Source organism: Streptomyces sp. NBC_01298 (assembly GCF_035978755.1).
In the GTDB taxonomy this organism is placed as follows: domain Bacteria; phylum Actinomycetota; class Actinomycetes; order Streptomycetales; family Streptomycetaceae; genus Streptomyces.
Map to the genome: position 1 here is coordinate 7,849,234 of NZ_CP108414.1, position 23,411 is coordinate 7,872,644.

Annotated in this window: 20 protein-coding genes and 1 pseudogene; 10 read left to right on the top strand and 11 right to left on the bottom strand. The window is 74.0% G+C overall.

From position 1 onward, the window contains the following. Nucleotides 1–11: 11 nt before the first annotated feature. From OG730_RS35890 to OG730_RS35930, 9 genes are all read right to left on the bottom strand, one after another. Nucleotides 12–797, bottom strand: a complete 786-nt coding sequence (locus OG730_RS35890) for an ABC transporter ATP-binding protein (RefSeq protein ID WP_327308152.1) — start codon at nt 795–797, stop codon at nt 12–14. Then, a complete protein-coding gene (locus OG730_RS35895; RefSeq protein ID WP_327308153.1) occupies nt 770–1,645 on the bottom strand; it encodes an ABC transporter permease in 876 nt (291 codons plus the stop codon). The genes OG730_RS35890 and OG730_RS35895 overlap by 28 nt, the downstream gene beginning before the upstream one ends. Nucleotides 1,646–2,072: 427 nt before the next feature. Then, nucleotides 2,073–3,440, bottom strand: coding sequence for a cytochrome P450 (locus tag OG730_RS35900; RefSeq protein ID WP_327308154.1), 1,368 nt, complete (start codon nt 3,438–3,440; stop codon nt 2,073–2,075). A gap of 141 nt (nt 3,441–3,581) precedes the next feature. Further along, on the bottom strand, nt 3,582–4,259 hold the full coding sequence (locus tag OG730_RS35905) for an HAD family hydrolase (RefSeq protein ID WP_327308155.1): 678 nt from the start codon (nt 4,257–4,259) through the stop codon (nt 3,582–3,584). A gap of 76 nt (nt 4,260–4,335) precedes the next feature. After that, the gene (locus OG730_RS35910; RefSeq protein ID WP_327308156.1) at nt 4,336–4,815 is read right to left on the bottom strand and encodes an Lrp/AsnC family transcriptional regulator; all 480 of its coding nucleotides are present in this window, start codon (nt 4,813–4,815) and stop codon (nt 4,336–4,338) included. 43 nt (nt 4,816–4,858) lie between these two features. Continuing rightward, nucleotides 4,859–5,605 (bottom strand): DUF1295 domain-containing protein, encoded by a 747-nt coding sequence (locus tag OG730_RS35915; RefSeq protein ID WP_327309558.1) that lies wholly within the window; start codon nt 5,603–5,605, stop codon nt 4,859–4,861. 56 nt (nt 5,606–5,661) lie between these two features. Then, complete coding sequence (locus OG730_RS35920) at nt 5,662–6,921, bottom strand: class I SAM-dependent methyltransferase (protein ID WP_327308157.1); 1,260 nt, start codon at nt 6,919–6,921, stop codon at nt 5,662–5,664. Then, nucleotides 6,918–7,688, bottom strand: coding sequence for a DUF1365 domain-containing protein (locus OG730_RS35925; protein ID WP_327309559.1), 771 nt, complete (start codon nt 7,686–7,688; stop codon nt 6,918–6,920). The genes OG730_RS35920 and OG730_RS35925 overlap by 4 nt, the downstream gene beginning before the upstream one ends. 89 nt (nt 7,689–7,777) lie before the next feature. After that, on the bottom strand, nt 7,778–9,097 hold the full coding sequence (locus OG730_RS35930; protein WP_327308158.1) for an NAD(P)/FAD-dependent oxidoreductase: 1,320 nt from the start codon (nt 9,095–9,097) through the stop codon (nt 7,778–7,780). Between the two features lie 166 nt (nt 9,098–9,263). On the opposite strand from OG730_RS35930, the gene OG730_RS35935 reads away from it, so the two are divergent. The 3 genes from OG730_RS35935 (at nt 9,264) to OG730_RS35945 (ending at nt 13,717) form a co-directional block, all read left to right on the top strand. Further along, nucleotides 9,264–10,769, top strand: a complete 1,506-nt coding sequence (locus OG730_RS35935; protein WP_327308159.1) for an SDR family oxidoreductase — start codon at nt 9,264–9,266, stop codon at nt 10,767–10,769. 495 nt (nt 10,770–11,264) lie between these two features. Next, nucleotides 11,265–12,644, top strand: coding sequence for a cryptochrome/photolyase family protein (locus OG730_RS35940; RefSeq protein WP_327308160.1), 1,380 nt, complete (start codon nt 11,265–11,267; stop codon nt 12,642–12,644). Between the two features lie 35 nt (nt 12,645–12,679). After that, nucleotides 12,680–13,717, top strand: a complete 1,038-nt coding sequence (locus tag OG730_RS35945) for a MerR family transcriptional regulator (protein ID WP_327308161.1) — start codon at nt 12,680–12,682, stop codon at nt 13,715–13,717. Here OG730_RS35945 and OG730_RS35950 read toward each other — a convergent pair. Then, nucleotides 13,656–14,234 carry an RNA polymerase sigma factor gene (locus OG730_RS35950; protein ID WP_327308162.1) on the bottom strand — a complete coding sequence of 193 codons (579 nt, stop codon included), beginning with the start codon at nt 14,232–14,234 and terminating at the stop codon, nt 13,656–13,658. The genes OG730_RS35945 and OG730_RS35950 overlap by 62 nt on opposite strands. Before the next feature lie 156 nt (nt 14,235–14,390). Here OG730_RS35950 and OG730_RS35955 point away from each other — a divergent pair. From OG730_RS35955 to OG730_RS35970, 4 genes and pseudogenes are all read left to right on the top strand, one after another. Continuing rightward, a pseudogene (locus tag OG730_RS35955) lies at nt 14,391–14,981 on the top strand (histidine phosphatase family protein); the annotation flags it as partial. Nucleotides 14,982–15,090: 109 nt separating this feature from the next. Beyond that, the gene (locus tag OG730_RS35960) at nt 15,091–16,650 is read left to right on the top strand and encodes an APC family permease (RefSeq protein WP_327308163.1); all 1,560 of its coding nucleotides are present in this window, start codon (nt 15,091–15,093) and stop codon (nt 16,648–16,650) included. Nucleotides 16,651–16,677: 27 nt separating this feature from the next. Continuing rightward, a complete protein-coding gene (locus OG730_RS35965) occupies nt 16,678–17,106 on the top strand; it encodes a universal stress protein (protein WP_327308164.1) in 429 nt (142 codons plus the stop codon). A gap of 278 nt (nt 17,107–17,384) precedes the next feature. Next, nucleotides 17,385–18,890, top strand: coding sequence for an FUSC family protein (locus OG730_RS35970; protein WP_327309560.1), 1,506 nt, complete (start codon nt 17,385–17,387; stop codon nt 18,888–18,890). Here OG730_RS35970 and OG730_RS35975 read toward each other — a convergent pair. Further along, nucleotides 18,864–19,889, bottom strand: a complete 1,026-nt coding sequence (locus OG730_RS35975) for a LuxR C-terminal-related transcriptional regulator (RefSeq protein WP_327308165.1) — start codon at nt 19,887–19,889, stop codon at nt 18,864–18,866. The two genes, OG730_RS35970 and OG730_RS35975, sit on opposite strands and share 27 nt — an antisense overlap. Nucleotides 19,890–20,025: 136 nt before the next feature. Between OG730_RS35975 and OG730_RS35980 the strand changes: the two genes are divergently transcribed. The 3 genes from OG730_RS35980 (at nt 20,026) to OG730_RS35990 (ending at nt 23,341) form a co-directional block, all read left to right on the top strand. Continuing rightward, entirely contained in the window at nt 20,026–20,370 is a 345-nt protein-coding gene (locus OG730_RS35980) for a hypothetical protein (protein WP_327308166.1), read from the top strand. 345 nt (nt 20,371–20,715) lie between these two features. Further along, a complete protein-coding gene (locus OG730_RS35985; RefSeq protein WP_327308167.1) occupies nt 20,716–21,978 on the top strand; it encodes a tetratricopeptide repeat protein in 1,263 nt (420 codons plus the stop codon). 214 nt (nt 21,979–22,192) lie between these two features. Then, nucleotides 22,193–23,341 (top strand): nitric oxide synthase oxygenase, encoded by a 1,149-nt coding sequence (locus tag OG730_RS35990; protein ID WP_327308168.1) that lies wholly within the window; start codon nt 22,193–22,195, stop codon nt 23,339–23,341. Nucleotides 23,342–23,411 lie beyond the last annotated feature (70 nt).

The following is a 23,411-nucleotide window of genomic DNA, read 5'->3' on the forward strand; positions in this document are numbered from 1 at the left end:
TCGGTCGGAGCTCAGCTGACGCCGAGCTCGGCCAGCAGCCGGGCCCGCAGCGCGGCGAACCCGGGGTCGCCGACCGAGCGCGGCCGCTCCAGCTGGACCTCGGTGTCGTGGGCGATGCGGCCCTCGTCCATCACGAGCACGCGGTCGGCCAGCAGCACCGCCTCGTCGACGTCGTGCGTGACCAGCAGCACCGCGCAGCCGCGCCGCTGCCACAGCTCGGCGACCAGTCGCTGGGCATTGATCCGGGTCAGCGCGTCGAGCGCGCCGAACGGCTCGTCCAGCAGCAGCAGATCGGGCTCCCGGACCAGGGCGCGGGCCAGGGAGGCCCGCTGCGCCTCGCCGCCGGACAGGGTCTTCGGCCAGGCATCGGTCCGGTGTTCCAGCCCGACCTCGGCCAACGCCCGCTCCGCTCGGTCCCGTTCGGGGCGCCCGGGCAGGCCGAGCAGTACATTGCGCCAGACCTTCTTCCAGGGCATCAGCCGGGGAGCCTGGAAGGCCACCGCCCGGCGCTCGGGCACCAGGACCTCGCCCTCGATCTCCCGGTCCAGACCGGCGAGCACCCGCAGCAGGGTGGACTTCCCGCAGCCGCTGCGGCCGAGGAGCACGGTGAACTGACCGGCCCGCAAGGTCAGATCGAGTCCGTCGATGGCGGCCCGGCCGTCGAAGGACCGGGTCAGGCCCCGGACCCGTACGGCGGTATCGGCCGGGTCGCTCGGGTTGGTCGGGTCGGTCGGGTCCGCCGTGACGGTGCCGGTGGCGGCGGCAGCGGTCACTGGCCGGTGAAGGTCGGTCGCCATTGCAGCAGCAGCCTTTCGAGAGCGCGGACGATGAGGTCGGCGGTGAGGCCGAGGAAGGCGTAGACGACGAGGCAGACGACGATGACGTCCGTGCGGAAGAACTCGCGGGCCTGGTTCATCAGGAACCCGATCCCGGCATCGGCGTTGATGGACTCCCCGAACACCAGGGCCAGCCAGCCGGTGGCGAGGGAGTACCGCAGCCCGGTCATGAACCCGGGCAGCGCGCCGGGCAGCACCACGTGCCGTACCAGGCCCCAACGGCCCAGCCCCAATGCCCTGCCCGCTTCGATGAGTTGCTCGTCCACTCCGCGGATTCCGGCGTACACGTTCAGGTACAGGTGGAAGGCCGTTCCGAGGGCGATGAGCGCCACCTTCGGCGCCTCCCCGATGCCCATCCAGATGATGAACAGCGGGATGAGCCCCACCCAGGGCACGGTGCGCAGCATCTGCACGCTCGCGTCGATCAGGTCCTCGCCCAGCCGCGAGAGCCCGGACAGCAGCGCCAGTACCGTCCCCACCGTGCCGCCCAGGACCAGGCCGATCGCCACGCGCTGGAGCGACACCCCCATCGCGGCGGGTAGGGTGCCGTCCCCGATCAGGCCGGCGGCGGCGCGCGCGATGGTCGAGGGCGGTGCGAGCACGTCGGCGGGCAACCAGCCCAGGCTGCTGGCCAGTTGCCACGCGGCCAGGAGCAGGAGCGGTCCGATGGTGCGCCGTACCCAGCGGGGCGGGGAGCGCCGTTTCGCCGAGGCGGGTACGACGGGTACGAGTACGGGGGCGGCGCCGACCGAGTGCACGGATGCTCTTTTGACGGATATATCCGGTCGAGCATGGCTGGTGAGAGTCATGGGTGCTCCACGGAAGGGGAGAGGGAGGGGAGGTCCGGGGGGTGGGGCAGGAGGAAGCGCACGCCCGTCGGCCTCCACGCCCATCGGCCCCACCCGCCGTGTACGGCGGCGGAGTTCGTGGGGCAGCGGGGGTACGGAGGGCCGGAGCCGCCGGAGGCGCCGGAGCCCGGGCCGCGGAGGGCCGGGGCTCAGGGGATCAGCGGATCAGGGCGTGCGAAAGGAGAGCGCGGAGCGCTCGTGTCACAGGTGAAAGGGCGTCAGCAGCCGCGACAACACGCGGCGGAGGCCACCCGCAGCAGGTCGATGTGACCGCGCGTGGTGAGCATGACTGAACGCAACATGCGGCGAAACTTAGCCATTCGCCCGCGCCGGGTCAATGGCGTCTCGCGCTCTGGGACGGCGATCTCTCCCGCCGGGACGAGATCGGTCAGGGGCGGTGTGCGCGGAGGGTGGCCAGGACCGGGTCGCGGGGCTGGAGGGTGAGGCCCGGGAGGACCCTCGCGCGGGTCGGGCCGCTGTCCAGGTGGAAGCGCTGGGCCACGACGGCCAGCACCAGAGCGGCCTCGACGAGGGCGAAGCGGGCGCCCAGGCAGGCGCGCGGGCCGCCGCCGAAGGGGAACCAGGCGTGCTCCGGGATCTGGTGGGCGGCGGTCCCTTCGGCGGACCACCGCTCGGGGCGGAAGGCCTCCGGCTCCGGGAACCAGCGCGCGTCCCGGTGCATCGACCACGGGCTGATCCACACCGACAGGCCGGCCGGGATCGGACGGCCGCCGAGCGTGGCGCCTTCCCCGGCCACCGCGGAGAGCAGCCAGATCGGCGGGTAGATCCGCAGCGCTTCCTTGACCACCTGCTGGGTCCAGGGCAGCCGCGCGTAGTCCTCGTACGTCGGCAGCCGGCCGCCGAGCACCCGGTCCAGCTCCTCCGTCAGCCGCGCGCGGGCCTCCGGTGCCCCCGAGAGCAACTGCCAGGCCCAGGTCAAGGTGGTCGACGTGGTCTCGTGGCCGCCGATGTAGAGGGTGATCGACTCGTCCCGCAGCTCCGTGCGCGACAGTGGCGCGCCGTTCTCGTCGCGGGCGGAGAGAAGCCTGCTGAGGAGGTCGTCCCGCTCCTCGGCGGCCGCCGAGGCCGCCTCGTGCTCCCGTATGACGTGCTCGATCTCGCGGTCGAGCACGTCCACGGCCGCCCGCATCCGGCGCCGGCCCGGAGTCTGGACCCAGGGCGGCAGGAACATCGTCACGCCCCGGAACTCGGCGCTGAGTTCGCGCTGCGCGGTGGCCATGGCCGCGCTGATGGGCGCCTCCCGGCCGGCGGCGTCGCTCCCGAACAGGGTCCGCACCGCGATGCGTTGGGTGAGTCCGGCCATCTCCCGGTGCACATCGATCCGCGCGCCGTCGCTCCAGCGGGAGACCAGCGCGTCGGTGCACTCCACCATCGTGCCGGCGTACGAGCGCACTTGGCGCGGGCGTACCGAGGGCTGGACCAGGGCCCGCTTGCGCCGCCAGTCCTCGCCGGTGGCCACGACCACCCCATTGCCCAGCAACTGACGGAACGCCCAGCCCAGTTCGGTCGGGCTGAAGGTGGACTCCACCGCGCCGAGCAGCTCGCCGGCGTGCTCCGGCCGCGAGACCAGGACGTTGCGCTGCGGGCCGAGTGCCCAGGGCACCCAGTCCCCGTACTCGTCGCGCAGCGACTCGAAGAAGGCCAGCGGATCGCGGGCGAAGGCGGGCAGGTTCCCCACCAGGGGCCAGCGGCGCGGTCCGCGCTCGGAGCCCGGGGGCGTCAGGGTGGCGGTCACCCCGGCATGGTGACAGCGCCGCCGCCAGGACGCCAGAGCACGTCAGGGCGCGCCGAAGCGTGCCGGGCCCCGGGCCGTCGGCGAAGACCGTCGGCGACGACTGGCGGCGAAGACCCCCGGGCCCGGGGCCGTCCGGACGGCTCAGGCCGCCTGCGCGGCGGTCAGCCAGCTGTAGGCGCTCTCCGCGCTGAACTCCGCCTGCCCGGAGGGGAAGAGCAGTCCGGCCGCCGCGAAGGCCGGGTCGTCGGCCATGGCCGCCACGTACGGGATCGCCACGCACCGCATGCCCGCCGCCCGGGCGGCCAGAGCGCCCGGCGCCGCGTCCTCCACGACCACGCAGTCGGCGGGCTCCGCGCCCAGCCGGCGCGCCGCCTCCAGGAACACGTCCGGGGCGGGCTTGCCCTGCGCGACCTCCTCGGCGGAGACCACCGTGGTCAGCAGCGCGTCCAGCCCGGTGCCCGCCAGGACCGCGTCGATCGCCTCGAGCGAGGAACCCGAGGCCACCGCCATCGGGACGCCCTCGGAGTGCAGCCGCCGCACGAACGCGCGCATCTCGGGGTAGGCCTCGGTGTGGGTCCGGGCCAGCTCCAGATAGGCGGCGTTCTGCTCGGCGAGCAGCTGCTCCACCGGCGCCGTGATCCCGTACTCGTCCCGGAGGATCTCCAGGGTTTCCAGGGTGCCGATGCCGATGTACCGGGCGTGCTGCTCCCAGGTGAAATCGGGGACGCCGTGGCGCTCGAGGGTGCGCCGCCCGGACTCGTAGTAGTTCGGCTCGCTGTCCACGAGGGTGCCGTCGAGATCGAATATGACGGAGATCATCCGTTGTGCCCGTCCTGCCGGTGCCGGTCCTGCCGGTGCCTGTCCTGTTCCTGTCCCGTCCATCTTGTCAGCATTTCTAGCGTTTCCGCGCCGCCCGTCCCACGGACTCGACCAGGGGGAGGAGCCGGTGCGGGACCCGCTCGCGCAGTGCGACCTCGGTACGGGTGCGCACCACGCCGGGCAGCCGGATCAGCCGCTGGATGACGTCCTCCAGATGCGCGTTGTCCCGCGCGGCCACCCGGGTCAGCAGGTCCCCGCCGCCGGTGATGGAGAAGGCCTCGATGATCTCCGGTACGGAGGCCAGCGCGTCGCCGACCTCGTCCAGGTGCCCCTGGGTGACCTCGATGTGCACGAAGGCCAGGACCGGATGCCCGAGGGCGGCGGGGGAGAGCGCCGGCCCGGTCCCGGTGATCACCCCGGTGCGCTCCAGCCGGTCGATCCGGGCCTGGAGGGTGCCGCGCGCGACGCCGAGGATCCGGGCGTACTCCCGGACGCTGGTGCGCGGCTGCTCGATCAGCAGGCGCAGGATCCGTGTGTCGAGCTCGTCCACCGCCATGCCGCGACTGTACCAACGCGTCCCGATATCGGTAGGTGGCCGATCACACCCGCTCCGACCCGCCATGACGGCGCGGCCGGCGGGGCGGCAGCGGCAGGAAACCGCTGGTACGGGCCCGGTAGGCGGCGTAGCCGGGCCGGTCCGCCATGTGCCGCTCCAGCAGCCGCTTCCCGCTGCCGCCGATCAGCAGGTACGACATCACGAGCGGGGAGACCACCGACACCGCCACCGCGCCGCCCGAGGTCCAGGCGGTCAGCGACAGCCCCCACCACACGCAGAAGTCGCCGAAGTAGTTCGGGTGCCGGGTCCAGGACCACAGGCCCCGGTCCATGATCCGCTCCCGGTTCGCGGGATCGGCCTTGAAGCGGGCCAGCTGGTGGTCGCCGACCGCCTCGAAGAGCAGCCCGCACAGCCACAGCGCCGTGCCCGCCACCGCCAGGGCCCCGGGCCGCCCGGTCGCGTACGCGGCCGCCTGCACGGGCAGCGAGACCAGCCAGACCAGGCCCGCCTGGAGCAGGTAGACCATGCGCAGCGCGTACAGGTCGCGGCGGCCCGGAGCCTTGGCGAGCATCCGTTGGTAGCGCGGGTCCTCGCCGTGGCCCCGGCCCCGCCACGCGATGTGCCCGGCCAGCCGCAGGCCCCACACCACCGCCAGGACCGCCGGGAGCGGGTGCCGGCCGCCCGACTGCGCGTACGTGGCCACCGCGACGGCCACGAAGCCCAGGCCCCAGGCCACGTCCACCCCGCGGTGCCGGCGCAGCCGGACCCCGACGGCGAAGGCGGCCAGCATCACGGCGAGGGCCGCCCCCGCCGAGACGGCCAGGTTGAGCCCGAAGGCGCCCCAGTTCACCGGGCACCACCGCCCGCGGCGAGCCCCTCCGGGGCCGAGCGCGTCAGCAGGAACTGGTGCACGTCCAGGTAGCCCGAGGCGAAGCCGGCCTCGCAGTAGGCCAGGTAGAAGGTCCACATCCGCCGGAACGTGGCGTCGAAGCCCAGCTCCGCCACCCGGTCCGCCCGCTCGGCGAAGCGCTCCCGCCACAGCCGCAGCGTCTGCGCGTAGTGGGCCCCGTAGGCCGTGGAGCGGGTCACGCGCAGTCCGGTGTGCGAGCGCGCCGTCTCCTCCACCACCCGCACCGACGGCAGCATGCCGCCGGGGAAGATGTACTTGTGGATCCAGGTGTACGTGTCCCTGGTGGCGAGCATCCGCTCGTGCGGCATGGTGATCGCCTGGAGCGCGACCCGCCCGCCGGGCGCCAGCAGCCGGTCCAGCGTGGCGAAGTACACCGGCCAGTACTCGGCGCCGACCGCCTCGATCATCTCGACGCTCACGATGGCGTCGTAGCTCCCCTCGGCCTCCCGGTAGTCGCACAGCCGCACCTCGACGCGGTCGGACAGCCCGGCGGCCGCGATCCGGCGCAGGGCCAGCTCCCGCTGCTCCCGGGAGAGGGTCAGGGTGACCACGTGCGCACCGCGCCGGGCGGCCCGGACGGCCAGCTCGCCCCAGCCCGTGCCGATCTCCAGCAGCCGGGTCCCCGGACCGGTCTCCGCCAGGTCCAGCAGCATGTCGATCTTGCGGTGCTGGGCCTCGGCGAGCAGCTCCGGGGAGGCGGGCAGGGCGGCGAACACCGCCGAGGAGTAGGTCATCGTCGAGTCGAGGAACTCGGCGAAGAGCTCGTTCGACAGGTCGTAGTGGCGCTGGATGTTCGTCCGCGAGCCGTCCGGGGTGTTGCGGTCCGAGGCCGGGTGCCGGGAGGCCCACAGGCCGCGCAGCCGCTGGAGCGGAGCCGGCACCAGCCCCGTCACGTGCCCGGCCAGGACCGTCAGGACGGCCACCGGGTCGCGTGCGTCCCACTCCCCGGCCAGGTACGACTCGCCGAACCCGATCAGCCCCTCGGCCGCGATCCGGCGCTCGAACGCGTCGGGGTCGTACACCGCCATCGCGGGGCCGCCCCGCCCCAGGGTCCCGTCGGGGCCCATCCGGACCTGGAGCGGCAGCCGGTCCAGGGCCCGGCGGATCAGCAGCCGCCCGACGGCGGCCCTGGCCCGGGAACAGGGCGGCACCGCCGGTGCGGTGGCGGTGGTGGTGCTGGTGGTCGACGTGCTCACTTCAAGCCCTCCTGGGGTACGTGTATGGGGCGCGGCCGGACGGGCTGACCGCGCAGCCACAGCCGGACGCCGTGGAAACGGATGCCGACGCTGACGGCGGCGGTGGACCAGGGCCGGCGCAGCGCGGCGCGCAGCAGCCCGCGGGCGCCGGCGGGGCGGCGGTCGCCGCGGACGGTCGCGGTCAGGCGGGCACCGTCGGTCCCGCCGGCCAGCCGGACGGTCAGTGCGAGGTGTTCGCCCGGTTCGGGCAGCCGCATGCGGTAGGCGCCTTCCACGGCGAGGAAGGGGGAGACGTAGAACTCCTTGGCGACGGGGGACACTTCGAGATCGCCGCGGTCGCCGCGCTCGCTGAGGTCACCGCGCTCGCCCCTGTCGCCCCTGGCGGTCTCCGGCGGGAGCAGGTAGCAGTGCCGTTCGCCGTAGGTGTTGTGCACCTCGGCGACCACTTGGCGCAGGGAGCCGTCCGGGCCGCGGCACCAGTACACGGTCAGCGGGTTGAAGACGTGGCCGAGGACGCGGGCGTGCGCCAGCATCAACACCCGGGAACCCGGCGGGAGTCCGGCGCCGCGCGCCGCCAGGAACGCGTCCAGTCCGGCCCGGATCGAGGGGGCGCCGCCGCCGAAGTGGTCACGCGCGTCGAACCGGGCGAGCGACCGCAGCGGTCGGGGGAGGTCGGGCAGCCGGTCGAGGTCGACCAGCCACAGGTACGTACGGTGCCGCAGCCGGTAGCGGCTCCCGCCCGACCGGACGTGCCGGATGTCGGCCAGGTAGAGGCAGGGCTCTGCCGGACGGGGCTCTGCCGGACGGGGCTCCGCCGGACGGGGCTCTGTCGGACGCGGGTCCGCCGGGTCGGGGCTCACCACGACACCCCCAGCGCGGCGGCGGCTTCCACGCCCGAACGGCAGCCGTCCTCGTGGAACCCCCACCCGTGATAGGCCCCGGCGAAGGCCGTCACCGGCCCCGACAGGGCCGGCAGGAGCCGCTGGGCCGCCACCGACTCCGTGGTGTAGACGGGATGTTCGTACTCCATCTCGGCCAGGACCGACCCCGGCCGTACGGCCTCGCCCGCGTTCAGCGTGACCACGTACGGCTCCGGCCCGTCCAGCCCCTGGAGCCGGTTCATGTCGTAGCTGACCCGTACGTGCGCGTCGTCCGGCCGGCACCCCGACAGCCGGTAGTTCCAGCAGCCCCGGGCGCCGGGCGCGCTCGGCAGCACCGAGGCGTCGGTGTGCAGCACGGTCCGGTTGCGGGAGTAGCGGAAGGCGCCGAGCGCGGCGCGCTCCGCGTCCGTCGGATCGGCCAGCAGGCGCAGCGCCTGATCGGCGTGGACGGCGACGACCACCGCGTCGTAGAGATCGGTGGCCCCGCCGGCGGTGGTGACCGACACGCCCCGCGGGGTGCGCGCGAGGGCCCGTACGGGCGTGGCCGTGTACACGGCGTCCAGCCGCTCGCGGACCCGCTCCACGTAGCGCGCCGAGCCGCCCTCGACCGTACGCCAGGCCGGCGAGCCGCCCACCGACAGCAGGCCGTGGTGGTCCAGGAACCGGAACAGGTACCGGGCCGGGTACCCGAGCGCCGTGTCCGGCGGGCAGGACCACACCGAGGCGACCAGCGGGATCGCGAAGTGGGCGGTGAAGTAGGCCCCGAAGCGGCCCTGTTCGAGGAACTCGGCGAGGGTGATCTCGCCGCCGCCCGCCGCTTCCGTTCCGGCGGTGCCGGCGGTGCCGACGGTGCCGGCCGTGGCCAGCAGCCGCCTCGCCCGCCGGTGGAACGCCGGGATCCGTGCCAGCATCCGCAGGTACCGCGGGTTCACGGCGGACCGGCTCCCGGCGAAGAGCCCGCGCGGCCCGCGCGCACCCGCGTACTCCAGCCCGCACCCCTCGCAGTGGACCGACAGGCTCATCGTCGTCGGCCGGGTGGCCACCCCCAGCTCGCCGAAGAGCCGCAGGAGATGCGGGTAGGTGCGGTCGTTGTGCACGATGAACCCCGAATCCACCGCCCGCACCACCCCGTCCGGCCCTTTGACCTCGTGGGTGTGCGCGTGCCCGCCCAGCCGGTCGTCCGCCTCGTAGACGGTCACCTCGTGCGAGCGCGCCAGCACGTACGCCGCCGTCAGCCCCGATACGCCCCCGCCGATCACGGCCGTCCGCGGGCGCGGCGCCCCTCGCTCGGTCATCGTGTTCCCCTCTCGTCGCCCGCCACCCGTCACCCCCTCTTCGGAGCCGAGGGGGGTCTTGGATGTGCCGTACGGGGGAATCCCGCATCCGATCCGGCGCGCCGCGGGGAACCGGAGGCAGGGGGTCGGGGTACCGAAGGACAGGGATCGAGGAGCGGAGACAGCCATGACGGGCAAGAACTGCCTGGTCACCGGGGCCAGCGGATACATCGGCGGACGCCTCGTACCGGACCTCCTGGAGGCCGGGCACCGGGTCCGCTGCCTGGCCCGCACCCCGGAAAAACTGCGCGACCACCCCTGGGCCGGGGACACCGAGATCGTCCGGGGAGACGTCACCGACCGCGCGTCCCTCGCCGCCGCGATGGACGGCATCGACGTCGCCTACTACCTCGTGCACTCCCTGGGCACCGGATCCCGCTTCGAGGAACGCGACCGGGAAGCCGCCCGGGCCTTCGCGGACGAGGCCCGCGCCGCCGGGGTCGGCCGCATCGTCTACCTCGGCGGGCTCACCCCCGTGGACGTCCCGCCGCGGAACCTCTCACCGCACCTGCGCTCCCGCGCCGAGGTCGGGGAGATCTTCCTCGCGGGCGCCGTTCCGGCCACCGTGCTGCGCGCCGCCGTGGTCATCGGGTCCGGGTCCGCGTCCTTCGAGATGCTGCGCTACCTGACCGAACGCCTGCCCGTCATGGTCACCCCCAGCTGGGTCGGCACCCGCTGCCAGCCGATCGCCGTCCGCGACGTGCTGCGCTACCTCGTCGGCAGCGCCGGCATGCCGCCCGAGGTGAACCGGCCCTTCGACATCGGCGGGCCCGACGTGCTCACGTACGAGGAGATGATGCGCCGCTACGCCACCGTCGCGCACCTCCCCGCCCGCCTCATCCTGCGGGTCCCGATGCTCACCCCGAGGCTGTCCAGCCACTGGATCGGCCTGGTCACCCCCGTGCCGAGGGCGCTGGCCCGGCCGCTCGCGGAATCCCTGCGGCACGAGGTGGTGTGCGCGGAGCACGACATCGCCGCCCACGTCCCGGACCCGCCGGGCGCGCCCATCGGCTTCGACGAGGCCCTCGCGCTGGCCCTCCGGCGGATCCGCGAGGCCAAGGTGACCACCCGCTGGTCCTCCGCCGCCGTCCCCGGCGCGCCGAGCGACCCGCTGCCCACCGACCCCGACTGGGCGGGCGGCAGCCTCTACACCGACAGCCGGGAGCTGGCGGTCGAGGCCCCGGCCGCGGAGCTGTGGCGGGTGGTGGAGGGCATCGGCGGGGAGAACGGCTGGTACTCCTTCCCGCTGGCCTGGGCCGTACGGGGCTGGCTGGACCGGCTCGTCGGCGGAGTCGGCATCCGGCGCGGCCGCCGGGACGCGGCGCGGCTGCGGGTGGGGGACTCCCTGGACTTCTGGCGGGTGGAGGAGATCGAACCGGGCCGGCTGCTGCGGCTGCGCGCCGAGATGCGGCTGCCGGGGCTGGCCTGGCTGGAACTCCACGCCGATCCGCCGGCCCCCGGGGAGACCGGATCTCGCTACCGCCAGCGGGCCCTCTTCCATCCGCACGGCCTGCTGGGCCACCTGTACTGGTGGAGCGTGTCACCGTTCCACGCCGTCGTCTTCGGCGGCATGGCCCGCAACATCGCCCGCGCGGCGAAGCGAGCGGACACCGAGCGCACGGGTGCGACGTAGCCTCCGTCGGGCGGGGGACCCCCGCCGCCGACCGCCCTGCCGGCGGTAGCCGGTGAGGTCGGGGCGAAGCCCCGGGGGCTCGCCACTACCCGGGCGCCGCGCGCCGGCGCCACCGCATCCAGGACGGTGCGGCGTCGGTGACCCCTCGGGGGGCGAGGCGCGCCCGCCGCGCCGGGCCCCGGGCGGCCCAGGCGGCCCCCGTGCGGGACCCCGGAGCCCCACCGCATACGGCCCCCGGGCGGCCCCCGGGAGCCCCACCGCATACGGTCCCGGGTGGCCGAGCCCGTGCGGCCCGGGGCCCAACCCCGTACGCCCCCCGGGCCGAACCCCGGTGCCATCCCCGCGGCGGAGCCGGTGCGGTCGGGGCGAAGCCGGGGGGTTCCCGGCGGCTCCCGGGCACTGCGCGGCAGTGTCATCGCATCCGGGACGGGGTCCGGGGGCGAAGTAGCTCGTGAGACCCAGCCCGTACCCCCATCCCCACGCGGAGCGAACCCCATGAACGTCGCGGTGGTCCTCTACACCTCCGACCTCCGGCTGCACGACCATCCGCCGCTGCGGGCCGCCCTGTCCTCCTCCGGGCAGGTCGTGCCGCTCTTCGTGCGCGATCCGGCCGTCGACGCCCCGCCCAACCGGCTCGCCTTCCTCGCCGACTGCCTCGCCGGCCTCGACGACGGGCTGCGCGCCCGCGGCGGCCGTCTCGTCGTACGGTCCGGCGATCCGGTCGCCGCGGTCATGGCGGTCGTACGGGAGGCCGACGCCGACGAGGTGCACATGGCGGCCGGGGTGAGCGCCTACGCCCACGCACGCGAGGCGCGGCTGCGCGAGGCCCTCGAAGCGGAGGGCCGGCGGTTCCACGTCCACGACGCGGTGATCACCGCGGTCGCCCCCGGGGCCGTCACCCCCTCCGGGTCGGGCGCCGACCACTTCGCCGTCTTCACCCCGTACCACCGCCACTGGTCGGAGCACCCCCTGCGGGCCGCCGCACCCGCGCCCCGCGGCGTCCCGGTGCCCGACGCGATCCGCTCCGAGCCCCTGCCCGAGCGCGCCGCCGTCACCGGTACCTCCCCGGGCCTCGCCCCGGGCGGCGAGCCCGAGGCGCGCCGGCTGCTCGCCCGGTGGCTGCGCTCCGGCATCGACCGCTATTCCGAGACCCACGACGACATGGTCGGCGACGCCACCTCCCGGCTCTCCCCGCACCTGCACTTCGGCACGCTCTCGCCCACCGAGGCCGTCCACCGGGCCCGCGCCGCCGGTGGTCCCGGTGCGGAGGCCTTCGTACGGCAGCTGTGCTGGCGCGACTTCCACCACCAGGTGCTCGCCGCCCGGCCGGCCGCCGCCGCCGCGGACTACCGGGACCGGGGCGACCGCTGGCGCACCGGCGCCGCCGCCGAGGAGGAGACCCGGGCCTGGAAGGAGGGCCGCACCGGCTACCCGGTCGTGGACGCGGCCATGCGCCAACTGGCCCACGAGGGCTGGATGCACAACCGCGGCCGACTGCTGGTCGCGAGCTTCCTCACCAAGACCCTGTACGTCGACTGGCGCGTCGGAGCCCGCCACTTCATGGACCTCCTCGTCGACGGGGACCTCGCCAACAACCAGCTCAACTGGCAGTGGGCGGCGGGCACCGGCACCGACACCCGCCCCAACCGGGTCCTCAACCCCGTGCGCCAGGGCCTGCGTTACGACCCCGACGGCGGATACGTCCACCGCTGGGTCCCCGAACTGGCCGGACTGCCCGCGCCGCGCGTGCACGAGCCCTGGCGGCTCCCCGGCCTGGAACGGGCCCGCTACGACTATCCCGACCCGGTGGTCGGCCTCGCCGACGGGCTGGACCGCTTCCGCCGGGGCCGCGAGGCGGGCGAGGGGCCCGGGTGACCCCCCGACGGCCCGCCGCGCCGTACGGTGGAACGGTGGAGTCCGGACCCCCGCAGCCCCAGACGCAGCGCCAGCCCCAGCAGCCCCAGCCCCAGCCCGAGCCCGAGCCCGTCGCCCTCGGCACCGGGGCGGTCGCCCGGCGCCTCGGGGTCTCGCCGACCACGCTGCGCTCCTGGGAGCGCCGCTACGCCATCGGCCCGGAGGACCGCCGCCAAGCGGGCCGCCACCGGCGCTGGACGCCCGCCGACATCGCCCGCCTGGAGCTGATGTGCCGGCTCACCGCCCAGGGCGCACCCCCGTCGGAAGCCGCCCGGGTGGCCCGGGGAGCCCCCGCGGACGGCCCGGCCGCTTCGGCCGCCCCGACCCCCGGAGGGCCCCGCGAGCTGCGCCTCGGGGACGTCCGCCCGGAGTGCCGGGGGCTCGCGCGGGCCGCCGTACGACTGGACGCGGCGGCCGTGGAGGACCTGCTGGCGTCCGTGCTCGCCGAGCTGGGCCCGGTCACCGCCTGGGAGGAGGTCATCGCGCCGACGCTGCACGCCGTGGGCCGCAAGTGGGCTTCGGCGGGCGAGCGTTACGTTGAGGTCGAGCATCTCCTGTCCTGGTACGTCTCCGCGGCCCTGCACCGGATCCGGCCCGCTACTCGTCCGCTCCCGGCCCCGCCCGTGCTGCTGGCCTGTGCGCCCGGCGAGCAACACAGCCTGCCGATGGAGGCGTTGGCCGCGGCCCTCGGCGAACGGGCCCTGCCCGTACGGATGTTCGGAGCGGCCCTACCCGCCGACGCCCTGTGCGAGGCCGTCCGGCGGACGGGTCCGCGGGCCGTCGTCCTGTGGGCGCAGTCCCGTACCACCGCGGACGCCGCGCTCGCCAGGGCGGTTGCGGGCATCGAGTGGGGTCCGCGCGGCGCCCGCGGCCACTCGGCGCTGCTGCTCGCGGGACCCGGATGGGGCGCGGGAGCCGCCGCCCCGCCCGCCCGCGCCGAGCGGCTGTTCGGGCTCCGCTCGGGGCTGGCCGTCATCGAATCGGTTGTGGCACGGCCCCGGCCTCCCGGGACTGCTCCAGGGAATGCCGCATGACGTGCAGCGCCCGCCGCATGTGGCTCTTGACCGTGCCCAGCGGGAGCCCCGTGCGGTCCGCGATCTGCGACTGGGTCAGGTCCGCGTAGAAGGCCAGCCGCAGCACCCGCTGCTGCGCCGACGGCAGCCGGGCCAGCTCGCCGAGCAGCACCACCCGTTCCACGGCCCGCTCCGGTCCCGGCTCCGGTTCCGGCCGGACCTGGGCGCAGACCCGTACGGCGGCCTCGACCGCCCGGGCCCGCCGGGTGCGGGCCTCCAGGGCATCGGCCACCTTGTGCCGGGTGATGCCGGTCAGCCAGGCCCCGAGGCCACCCGGCCCGGGCCGGTACCCGCCGCGGCCCCGCCACGCGGCGAGGAAGACCTGCTGGGTCACGTCCTCGGCCTCCCGCTCGTCGCCGAGCGAGCGCCGCGCGAGCGCGTGCACCAGCGGCCGCCAGCGCCGGTAGACCGCCGCCACGCACTCCTCGTCGCCCGCCGCGAAATCCGCCGCCAGCCGGGCGTCGTCCTGGTCGTCCATGCCCCGAGCCTCGCGAGCGCGCGGGCGCCGGCCAAGTTGCACCGCTTCCGCATCGATTCGACACCGACGCGTCGATCGATTCCACGGCACGGTCCGCGGGGCCCCGCGGACCGCGCCGCGATGCCGCGCGGACGTGCAGGGACTAGGGTCCGGAGAGTGAGCGATCTGCTGCTGGTGAGGCACGGCGAGACCGCCTGGAGCGCGACCGGACGGCACACCGGGCGCACCGACGTCCCGTTGACCCCGCACGGGGTCGAAGAGGCCATCTCCCTCTTCCCGTACTTCCAGGACAAGCACCCCGCCCTGGTGCTGACCAGCCCGCTCCGCCGGGCCGCCGCCACCGCCGAGCTGGCCGGCCTGAGCGGGGGCGTCACGGACCCCGACCTGTACGAGTGGGACTACGGCGGCTACGAGGGCGTCACCACCGTCGAGATCCAGCGCGAGCACCCCACCTGGTCCCTGTGGACCGACGGGGTACCGCCCGGGGACGCGGAGCACCCCGGCGAGAACGCCGCCCAGGTCGGCGCCCGCGCGGACCGGGTGCTCGCCCGGGTGGCCGGAGTGCTGGGCGAAGACCGGGGCAATGTCGTCCTCGTCGCCCACGGGCACCTGCTGCGCGTGCTGACCGCCCGCTACCTCGGTCTGCCGCCCGAGGCCGGACGGCTCTTCATGCTCCGGACGGGCACCTTCAGCGCGTTGTCCACGGAGCACGGCCTGCCGGTCATCGCGAGCTGGAACTCCCGCCCCTGGGGCACGCGGCCCGCGCCCGTCCCTCCCGCCTCGCCTGCCCTGTCGCCTCCCGCCTCGCCTCCCGCCTCGCCTCGCGCGCGGCCGCCTTCTGCGTGACGATGCGTACATGGCGCACCATGGCTCGGACGGCGTGCCCCCTGAGCCCCCGGAACCGGTTCCGGGAGCGAGGGCCGTCACGGACCCCGCCGACGCCGCGGGGGAACCCGGGCTCAAGGCCAACGCGATCGGCTTCCTCGACGCGCTCGTCATCGGCCTGAACTCGACCTCGCCCGCCTACTCCCTGGCCGCGGTCATCGGGCCGATCGTCGCGCTCGCCGGCATCTACGCCCCCGGCGTCATGCTGGCCTCCTTCGTCCCGATGCTGCTGATCGCCGCCGCCTTCTACTACCTGAACAAGGTCGACCAGGACTGCGGGACCACCTTCTCCTGGGTGACGCGCGCCATGGGCCCCTGGGCGGGCTGGCTCGGCGGCTGGGCCATCGCGATGACCGGCGTCCTCGTCATCGGCTCGCTGGCCGACGTGGCCGTCCACTTCGGACTGCTGGCCGCCGGACTCGACGGCTGGGCGGCGAACGAGGCACTGCGCCAGACCCTGACCGTCGTCGTGATCCTGGCCATGACCGCCGTCTGCGTCATCGGCACCGAGATGTCGGCGCGGCTCCAGGACGTCCTGATCCTCGCCCAGGTCTTCTTCCTGCTGGTCTTCGCCGTGGTCGCCCTCTACCGCGTCTACGCCGGCACCAGCAGCCTCGACGGCACCAGACCGGCGATCGAGTGGCTCAACCCCTTCGGCGCCGGCGGCGCCGCCCTCACCGGCGGACTGCTGCTCGGCGTGTTCATCTACTGGGGCTGGGAGTCGGCGGTCAACCTCACCGAGGAGGTCGAGAACTCGGCCACCGCACCCGGCAAGGCCGGCATCTGGTCCACCGTCGTCCTGCTGGTCACGTACCTGTCCGTCGGCTTCGCGGTCGTCGCCTACGCCGGTACGGAGTTCCTCGCCGCGAACGCCGGCGAGGAGGAGGCCGTCTTCGCGGTCCTCGCCCACGAGGTCATGGGCGGCTGGGACTGGATCGTCCTGCTCGCCGTCTGCACCTCCGCCCTCGCCTCCACCCAGACCACGATCATCCCCGCCTCCCGTACCGCCCTGTCGATGGCCCGCCGGCACGCGCTGCCGCCGAAGCTCTCGCACATCCACCCCCGGTTCCGGACCCCGGACGTGAGCACCTGGTGGGTGGCCGCCATCGCGATCGTCTGGTACCTCGCCGTCAACCAGATCAGCGAGAACGCCCTCCTGGACTCCCTGACCGCCCTGTCCCTGCTGATCTCCTTCTACTACGCGCTCACGGGCCTGGCCTGCGCCGTCTACTACCGCCGCCACCTGCTGGAGAGCGTGCACAACTTCCTGTTGATCGGACTCGGTCCGGTGCTCGGCGCCGGTCTGCTGACCTGGCTGCTCGTGCAGTCGGTCGGTGACATGTCCGACCCGGAGAACTCGGCCGGCGGCGTCTCCTGGTTCGGACTCGGCCCGCCGCTGGTCATCGGGATCGGCATCGCCGTCGTCGGCGTGCTCGTCATGTGCTTCTGGCGGATCAGGGACGGCCGCTTCTGGCTGGAGCGCCGCGGCGTCGCCGACCCGGCCCTCGTGCACGCGGTCAGGAAGCCCTGACCCACGGAATCACCGAGAGGAGCCCCGATGTCCGTCGTCCTCGGGTACGACGAGTCGCCCGGCGCCGAGCGCGCCCTGCGCGTGGCCCTGGAGGTGGCCACCGCCTTCGGCGAGCCGCTCGTCCTCGTCTACGGGGCCGCCGCCCCGGGCCTCACCGGCGAGGAGTACCGCGCGCACCAGGCGGCCGTCCGGGAGGCCGGCCGCAGCGCGCTCGCCCGGGCGGTGGAGGCCGCCGACGAGGCGGGCGTGCCGTCCATGGTCGAGGTGGCCGACGCGAAACCGGCCCAGGCGCTCCTGGACGCCGCCGAACGGCACGACGCCCGGGTGATCATCGTGGGGAGCTGGGGCGACAGCCCGATCCGCGGCGCCCTGCTCGGATCCACCCCGCACAAACTCCTGCACCTCTCCCCGGTCCCGGTCCTGTGCGTCCCGACGGAGCACGCTCCCGGGGACTGAGCCGCCGCGGCGGGTCCGTTGGCCTCCCCGTGGCCGAAGATCGCCGTTTCCTCCTGTACCAATGGCCCACTCAGTACGGCCCGAGTTGAGCCATTGCCCCTGTGGATGCTTATCTGTGTCCTATCCATGTATCTACGGCGCCACGCAGCGCCGGACGGCAACGAGGCCGCTCCGGACCGTGGCGCCTTCGCCGTGCCCGTGTGCCGCCCACCACCCCCGGGCGGACGCGGGTCCGGCGTGCTCCATCGCAAGGGGGGCGGCACACCGCCGTGAAGAGGATGTTCGTGGCTCCGGATCCGGGGCGGGCAAGACTCAGGAACGCGTCGCGGGCCGTCATCGGCGTCGCCCTCGCGGTGGCCGTGGCCGAGCTCTGCGGGCTTTCGCTCGTCGCGTCGATCACCGGGGGACTGGCGGCCCTGCTCGCCCTGTTCACGGTGACCGACTCGACCGTGCGCGCCCAGCGGGTGACCACCCTCCTGCTGCCGGCCGCCGGTTTCCCCGTACTGGCCCTGGCCACCACCCTGCACGGCGTACCGCTCGCCCGTGACGCGGTGTTCGTCGCGGTGGTGTTCGCCGGCGTCTACGCCCGCCGGTGGGGGGTGCGCGGCCACGCCCTCGGCATCTTCGCGTTCATGAACTTCTTCATCACGCAGTTCCTGCACGCCCGGCCCGCGCAGCTGCCCGAGCTCTACGCGGCCGTCGGACTGGCCCTCCTGTCGGCCGGCGCCGTGCGGTTCGTGCTGTGGCCGATCGAGCGCCGCGTACCGCCCGCCGCCGTACCGCCCGCGCCGCCCGGGACCGGGCTGGCCCGGCCGACCACCCGCCAGGCCTTCCAGGCCACCGCGGCCTGCGCGGTCGCGCTGGGCATCGGCCAGAGCCTGTCGGAGGACCGCTGGTACTGGGCGGTCGGCACCGCCTGGTGGATCTTCGTCAACACCGCCTCGCGCGGCGAGACCCTGGTCCGCGGCTTCCGCCGGGTCCTCGGCACGGTGTTCGGGATCGGCGCGGGCCTGCTGATCGCCATCCCGCTGAACGGGGCGCCGGCGCCCACGGCCGTCCTCGTGGCGCTCTGCGTCTTCGGGATCTTCTACACCGCCGCCGTGTCCTACAGCTGGATGATGCTGGCCGTGACGGTGATGGCCGGCCTGCTCTACGGACTGCTGGGCGTGCTCGACCCCGGTCTGCTCGTGCTGCGCCTGGAGCAGACGGCCGTCGGCGCGGTGTGCGCCGGGCTGGCCGTGATCCTGGTGCTCCCGGTGACCACCCACGCGACCAACGACATGTGGATCCAGCGCGCCCTGCGCTGCGTGCGGACCTGCACCGCCGAGGCCGCGGCCCGGCTGGCGGGCTCCCCGGTCGCCGACCCGGCGCCGCACGCCGCGGAACTGGAGCTGTTCCTGGGCCGGGTACGGCTCTCCCTGGCTCCGCTGGTCCACCCGCTGAGCCCCTACCGGGGCCGCAAGGCCAGGGCCCGCCGGGTGCTCGCGCTGCTCGACGAGTGCGCCGTGGAGGTCCGCGGGCTGGTCTCGGTGGCGGCGGACCCGGACGCGAGCCACGACGCCCGGCTCGCGGCGGCGTGCTGGCGCGTGGAGGCCGCCGTGGAAGCCCTGCTGGCACCGGAAGCGGAGCGCGACACGGAGCACCGCCCGGCCGCTCCGTCGGTGAACCCGGCGCGGGCCGCCGCGGAGCCCGCGCTGGCGCACCTGCACGGTCTGGAGCGGCTCCTCGCACAGCTCGACGGACCGCTGCGCAGTGCGTCACGCTCTTCGCTGGTCGGCGCCTGACCCCGGCGTTCCGGGCACGTCCCGGCCGCCGTCGAGGACCCCGGCCTTCGCGAGGCTGAAACCGAGTTCGGCCCGGCTGCGGCTTCCCAAGCGGGTCGAAGCGCGTTTGATGTGCGCACCGATGGTGCGGGTGCTCAGGCCGAGCCGTTTGGAAATGGCCTCGTCCGTATGCCCCCTCACCATGAGTTCGAGAATCGCGTACTGGATTTCGTCGGTGAGCCGGGGAGGACGTTGTCCCGTCGTGTCGAACTCGACGGGGACCGCCCGTTCCCACACGGCCTCGAAGGTTTTCGTGAGGTATTGGATCAGGCCGGGTTCGCGGATTTCCAGGGCGTACGCCTCCTTTCCGCTCTCGGTGAGCACCGCGATGAACGCCGCCGACCGATCGCACACGATCAGCCGCTCGAACCTCTCGCCCACCGTCCGCACCTCGGCGCCCTCCTGGGTGACCCGCTCGATGTGGGCGAGCGTCGGGCCGTGCGCGCGGACGGTGTGTCCGTAGACCGTGCGCTGGCGAACTCCCCGGCCGGCCAGGGCGAGGTCGCGGGGCAGCGCGTCCGCCAGCGCCCCGGAGGGGCGGCCGCCCTCGGGGTGCGCGCTGAGCAGCTCCTGCGAGCAGGTCTCCAGGGCTCCCTGGACGGCGGTGTCGATGACCTCGCGGCCGATCAGCGGCTGTACGTGGGCCTTGTGGCGCTGGCGTTCGTGCCGGTAGACGGCGTCCAGCGGGGAGAGGGAGGCGATCAGCGTGTCGAGCGCCGCCCGCTGGTCCAGGATGGCCTGCTTGATCGGCCGCGCGAGGGTGATCGCGGCGACCGAGGGCGGTACCGGGAGGTGTTCGGGGGAGCCCTCCAGTTTCCGCAACAGCCCGAAAGCGACCAGGCACTTCGGAACGGTCCCCGATAAGCCGCCTTCGCGCAATGCCCTGCGGTAAGCGGCCGCGCAGTCGCCGCAGACCGACGTGCAGCCGTCCATGTCGGGATGTGCGGTGTTGGTGTTCATCTGGACCCCCTTCTTGTTCCGGCAATGCAAGATCAGGATGCCCCGGCCCGTTGGTCGCGGGGGAGGGGAACGGCAGGATCCTTCCTGCCTGGTGATCGCGAAATGACCTACATGACCGGTGGCGGGAGTGGCGACGGTGAAGCGAAACATTCGTTCCGAGCGCAGGGTTCCGCCGGCGGGACTGACCGAGGCGCTGGACATGCTGGCCCGGGCGCGCAAAGCCGTGGACGACGCGTACGGCTCCGAGGAGCAACTCGCCCGGGTGGCATTGCACTTGATCGACTGCGCCGCCGACGCCTCGGCCCTGCTCTCCGGCGAAGGCGGCCTGGAGGCGGCCCGCGAGGCGCTGGGCTCCGCCCGCTCCGCGGTGGTCGCCGCCACCGCCGCGGTCCACGTGATCCACGACGCGACGCGCGTCGTCGTGCCCACGGAAGCCGTCGGTGAGGCACAGGGCCCCACTGGTGCAAACTCCAAGTTTTAGGCATGGGTTGTAGGCGAGCATAGGGATATGGCGGGATGGGCGAGAGCGTGCTGGTGGGGCCTGTCGGTCGTCGAGGTCGTCGCGGCGGTGGGGTTGGTGGTGTGGGCGTCGGTCGGACACCCTGAGGGGTCCGATCAGGGCTGGGGCATCGCCGGGGGCGACGTCGATGGATCCGGCGCCCACCGGGGCCCGTGAAGCCCCGCTGGTGGCGGCGCGCGGCCGGCTCTGCCGACGCCGTCCCGACACCCCCCGAAGTCGATGGGCCTCCCCGGGCCGACGGCCTCCCAGGGGTCGATCTCGGCGAGCCGCGACGTCGTCAACTCGGTCGCGGTGTAGGCGGAGCGGGTGCTGCCGGCCGAGGCGTACGGGCCGATCCCCGCGAACGCCGAGGGCCACGGGGTGTCGAACATTCCGGCGGCCGCCGGGTTCGTCGGCCGCGGCGCGGCGCTGGACGCGTTGGACGCGGCATTCGCAGACGGTGCGGGCGGCGTGGTGCTGCACGCCGTGCACGGGCTGGGCGGGGTCGGGAAGTCCGCGCTGGCCGCGCACTGGGCCGCGCACCGGGCGACCGAACGCGTGCGGTGGTGGATCACCGCGGACGGACCGGACGCGGTCACCGCAGGACTGGCCTCACTGGCACGTGCGCTCCAGCCGGGGCTGGAAGAGCTGTCCGCCGAGCTCCAGACCGAGCGCGCGGTGCAATGGCTGGCCGCGCACGGCGACTGGCTGGTCGTCCTGGACAACGTCGACCGGATCGACGACATCGGCGCGGTTCTCGACCGGGTCGCGGACCGGGGCCGGTTCCTGGTCACCACGCGACGTGCGACCGGATGGCACCGTTACGCGGCCACCGTCCGCCTGGACGTCTTCGAGCCGGCCGAATCGCTCGCGCTGTTCACCCGGGTCCTGACCCACCACGGTCCGCGCGACACCGACGGCGCCGACGCGCTGTGCGCGGAGCTGGGGCACCTGGCCCTCGCCGTCGAGCAGGCCGCCGCGTACTGCGCGGAGACCGGCACCAGCGCCCGTACCTACCTCGACATGCTGGCCCGATGGCCCGCCGCGATGTTCGCCGCGACCGCGGAAGGCGGCGACTTCGAACGCACCGTCGCGAGGATCTGGCGTCTGACCCTCGACCGGCTGACCGATACGCCGCCCGCCGGCAACCTCCTGCGGATCCTGACCTGGTACGCCCCCACCGGCATCCCCCGCAATCTGCTGTACGGCACGGCCACGCCTGATCTGGCGGCCGCGCTCGGAAGGCTCGTCGCCTACAGCATGGTCACCGACCACCACGACGGCACCCTGGCCGTGCACCGCCTCGTCCAGGCCCTGGCCCGCACCCCCGACCCGGAGGGCGCGCTCGCTCCGGCCATCGAGTCCTGCGAACGCGTACGCGCGACCCGGGAGCGGGTATTGGGCGTCGACCATCCCAACACCCTGGTCGCCGTCAACAACCTCGCGTACGCGTACGCGACGGCCGGGGACCTCGGCCGGGCGGTACGTCTGTACGAGCGGACCCTCAACGGCTGCGAGCGGGTGCTCAGTCCAGGTCATCCGCTGACGGCGAAGGTGCGGAAGAATCTGGAACGGGCGCGGTCCTCGTAGCCTCCCGGCGCTGCCGCGGATGGTACGACCCCTCAAGTCCCCTCCGCAGGCAGATCGATGAAGATCACACGGAGGAGTGTTCCGGGCGCGCCTTCCGTACGCCGCTGACCTGCGACGTGTACAACGGGTGATTGTTCATTGCACATTCATCCGGCAGGGCGCCGCTTCCCGGCGCGCGGGGTGGACCTGGTCGGACAGGGGGTAACCGCCCGGAATGGAAATACTTCAAGAGCGTTCCAGCACCGCTCAGGTGTGGGAAGCGGCCGAGGAGTTCATCCGCCTGTTCCACAGGGAGAATCCGGCCGCGGGTGATCCGCGCGAGCGGCTCGCCGCCGTACGGGCCGAGCTCGCCGGGACGGACACGTACCGGCACACTCCCGAGGAACTGGAGCACGGCGCCCGCGTCGCGTGGCGCAACAGCAACCGCTGCATAGGCAGGCTGTACTGGAACTCGCTGCGCGTCCGCGACCGCCGCGGGCTCACCGACGCCGACGGGATCGCCGAGGAGTGCTTCGAGCACCTCCGGGAGGCCACCAACGGCGGCCGGGTCCGGCCCACCATCACGGTCTTCGCCCCCGACACCCCGGACCGCCCCGGCCCGGTCATCTGGAGCGAGCAGCTGGTCCGGTACGCCGGGTACGGAGACCACCACTCGATAACCGTCGGCGATGCCCGCAACGCCGAGCTCACGAGCGCGTTGCTCGCGCTGGGCTGGTCCCGCGGCCCCGGCACCCCCTTCGACCTCCTTCCGCTGGTCGTGCAGGGGGTAGACGACAAACCCCGCTGGTTCGACGTCCCCCCGGACGCCGTCCTGGAGGTGCCCATCGAGCACCCCGACGGAGCGGCCGGCGGTGACGGCTGGTCGGACTGGGGCCTGCGCTGGCACGCCGTACCCGCGATCTCCAACATGTGCCTGGAGATCGGCGGCATCCACTATCCGGCGGCCCCCTTCAACGGCTGGTACATGGGCACCGAGATCGGCGCCCGCAACCTCGCCGACACCGACCGCTACAACCTCCTCCCCGCGGTCGCCCGCCGCATGGGCCTCGACACCGCCAGCGACCGTTCCCTCTGGAAGGACCGCGCCCTCGTCGAGCTCAACCGGGCGGTGCTGCACTCCTTCGACCGCGCCAAGGTCACCATCGCCGACCACCACACGGAGTCCCGGCGCTTCCTGACCCACCTGGAGAAGGAGGAGCGCAAGGGCCGTGACGTGGGCGCGGACTGGTCCTGGATCGTGCCGCCCATCTCCGGGTCCGCGACCCCGGTCTTCCACCGCACCTTCGAGGACCGGCCGAGCTCGACCGCCTACGTCCACCATCCCGGCGCCCAGGAACGGGCCCAGGGGCGGGACTTGGTCTAGACCTTCTGCTACCGTCGCTCACAGGGGGTACCTCCCAGCGTTAGCTGGGGGAGGATCCGGAACGGCGGAG

Excerpts from the sequence above, each read along its gene's own strand:
- OG730_RS35890 (WP_327308152.1), bottom strand. The coding sequence starts at position 797 with ATGGCGACCGACCTTCACCGGCCAGTGACCGCTGCCGCCGCCACCGGC.
- OG730_RS35895 (WP_327308153.1), bottom strand. The coding sequence starts at position 1,645 with ATGACTCTCACCAGCCATGCTCGACCGGATATATCCGTCAAAAGAGCA.
- OG730_RS35905 (WP_327308155.1), bottom strand. The coding sequence starts at position 4,259 with ATGATCTCCGTCATATTCGATCTCGACGGCACCCTCGTGGACAGCGAG.
- OG730_RS35910 (WP_327308156.1), bottom strand. The coding sequence starts at position 4,815 with ATGGCGGTGGACGAGCTCGACACACGGATCCTGCGCCTGCTGATCGAG.
- OG730_RS35915 (WP_327309558.1), bottom strand. The coding sequence starts at position 5,605 with ATGCTGGCCGCCTTCGCCGTCGGGGTCCGGCTGCGCCGGCACCGCGGG.
- OG730_RS35930 (WP_327308158.1), bottom strand. The coding sequence starts at position 9,097 with ATGACCGAGCGAGGGGCGCCGCGCCCGCGGACGGCCGTGATCGGCGGG.
- OG730_RS35935 (WP_327308159.1), top strand. The coding sequence starts at position 9,264 with ATGACGGGCAAGAACTGCCTGGTCACCGGGGCCAGCGGATACATCGGC.
- OG730_RS35940 (WP_327308160.1), top strand. The coding sequence starts at position 11,265 with ATGAACGTCGCGGTGGTCCTCTACACCTCCGACCTCCGGCTGCACGAC.
- OG730_RS35950 (WP_327308162.1), bottom strand. The coding sequence starts at position 14,234 with ATGGACGACCAGGACGACGCCCGGCTGGCGGCGGATTTCGCGGCGGGC.
- OG730_RS35960 (WP_327308163.1), top strand. The coding sequence starts at position 15,091 with ATGGCGCACCATGGCTCGGACGGCGTGCCCCCTGAGCCCCCGGAACCG.
- OG730_RS35965 (WP_327308164.1), top strand. The coding sequence starts at position 16,678 with ATGTCCGTCGTCCTCGGGTACGACGAGTCGCCCGGCGCCGAGCGCGCC.
- OG730_RS35970 (WP_327309560.1), top strand. The coding sequence starts at position 17,385 with ATGTTCGTGGCTCCGGATCCGGGGCGGGCAAGACTCAGGAACGCGTCG.
- OG730_RS35975 (WP_327308165.1), bottom strand. The coding sequence starts at position 19,889 with ATGAACACCAACACCGCACATCCCGACATGGACGGCTGCACGTCGGTC.
- OG730_RS35990 (WP_327308168.1), top strand. The coding sequence starts at position 22,193 with ATGGAAATACTTCAAGAGCGTTCCAGCACCGCTCAGGTGTGGGAAGCG.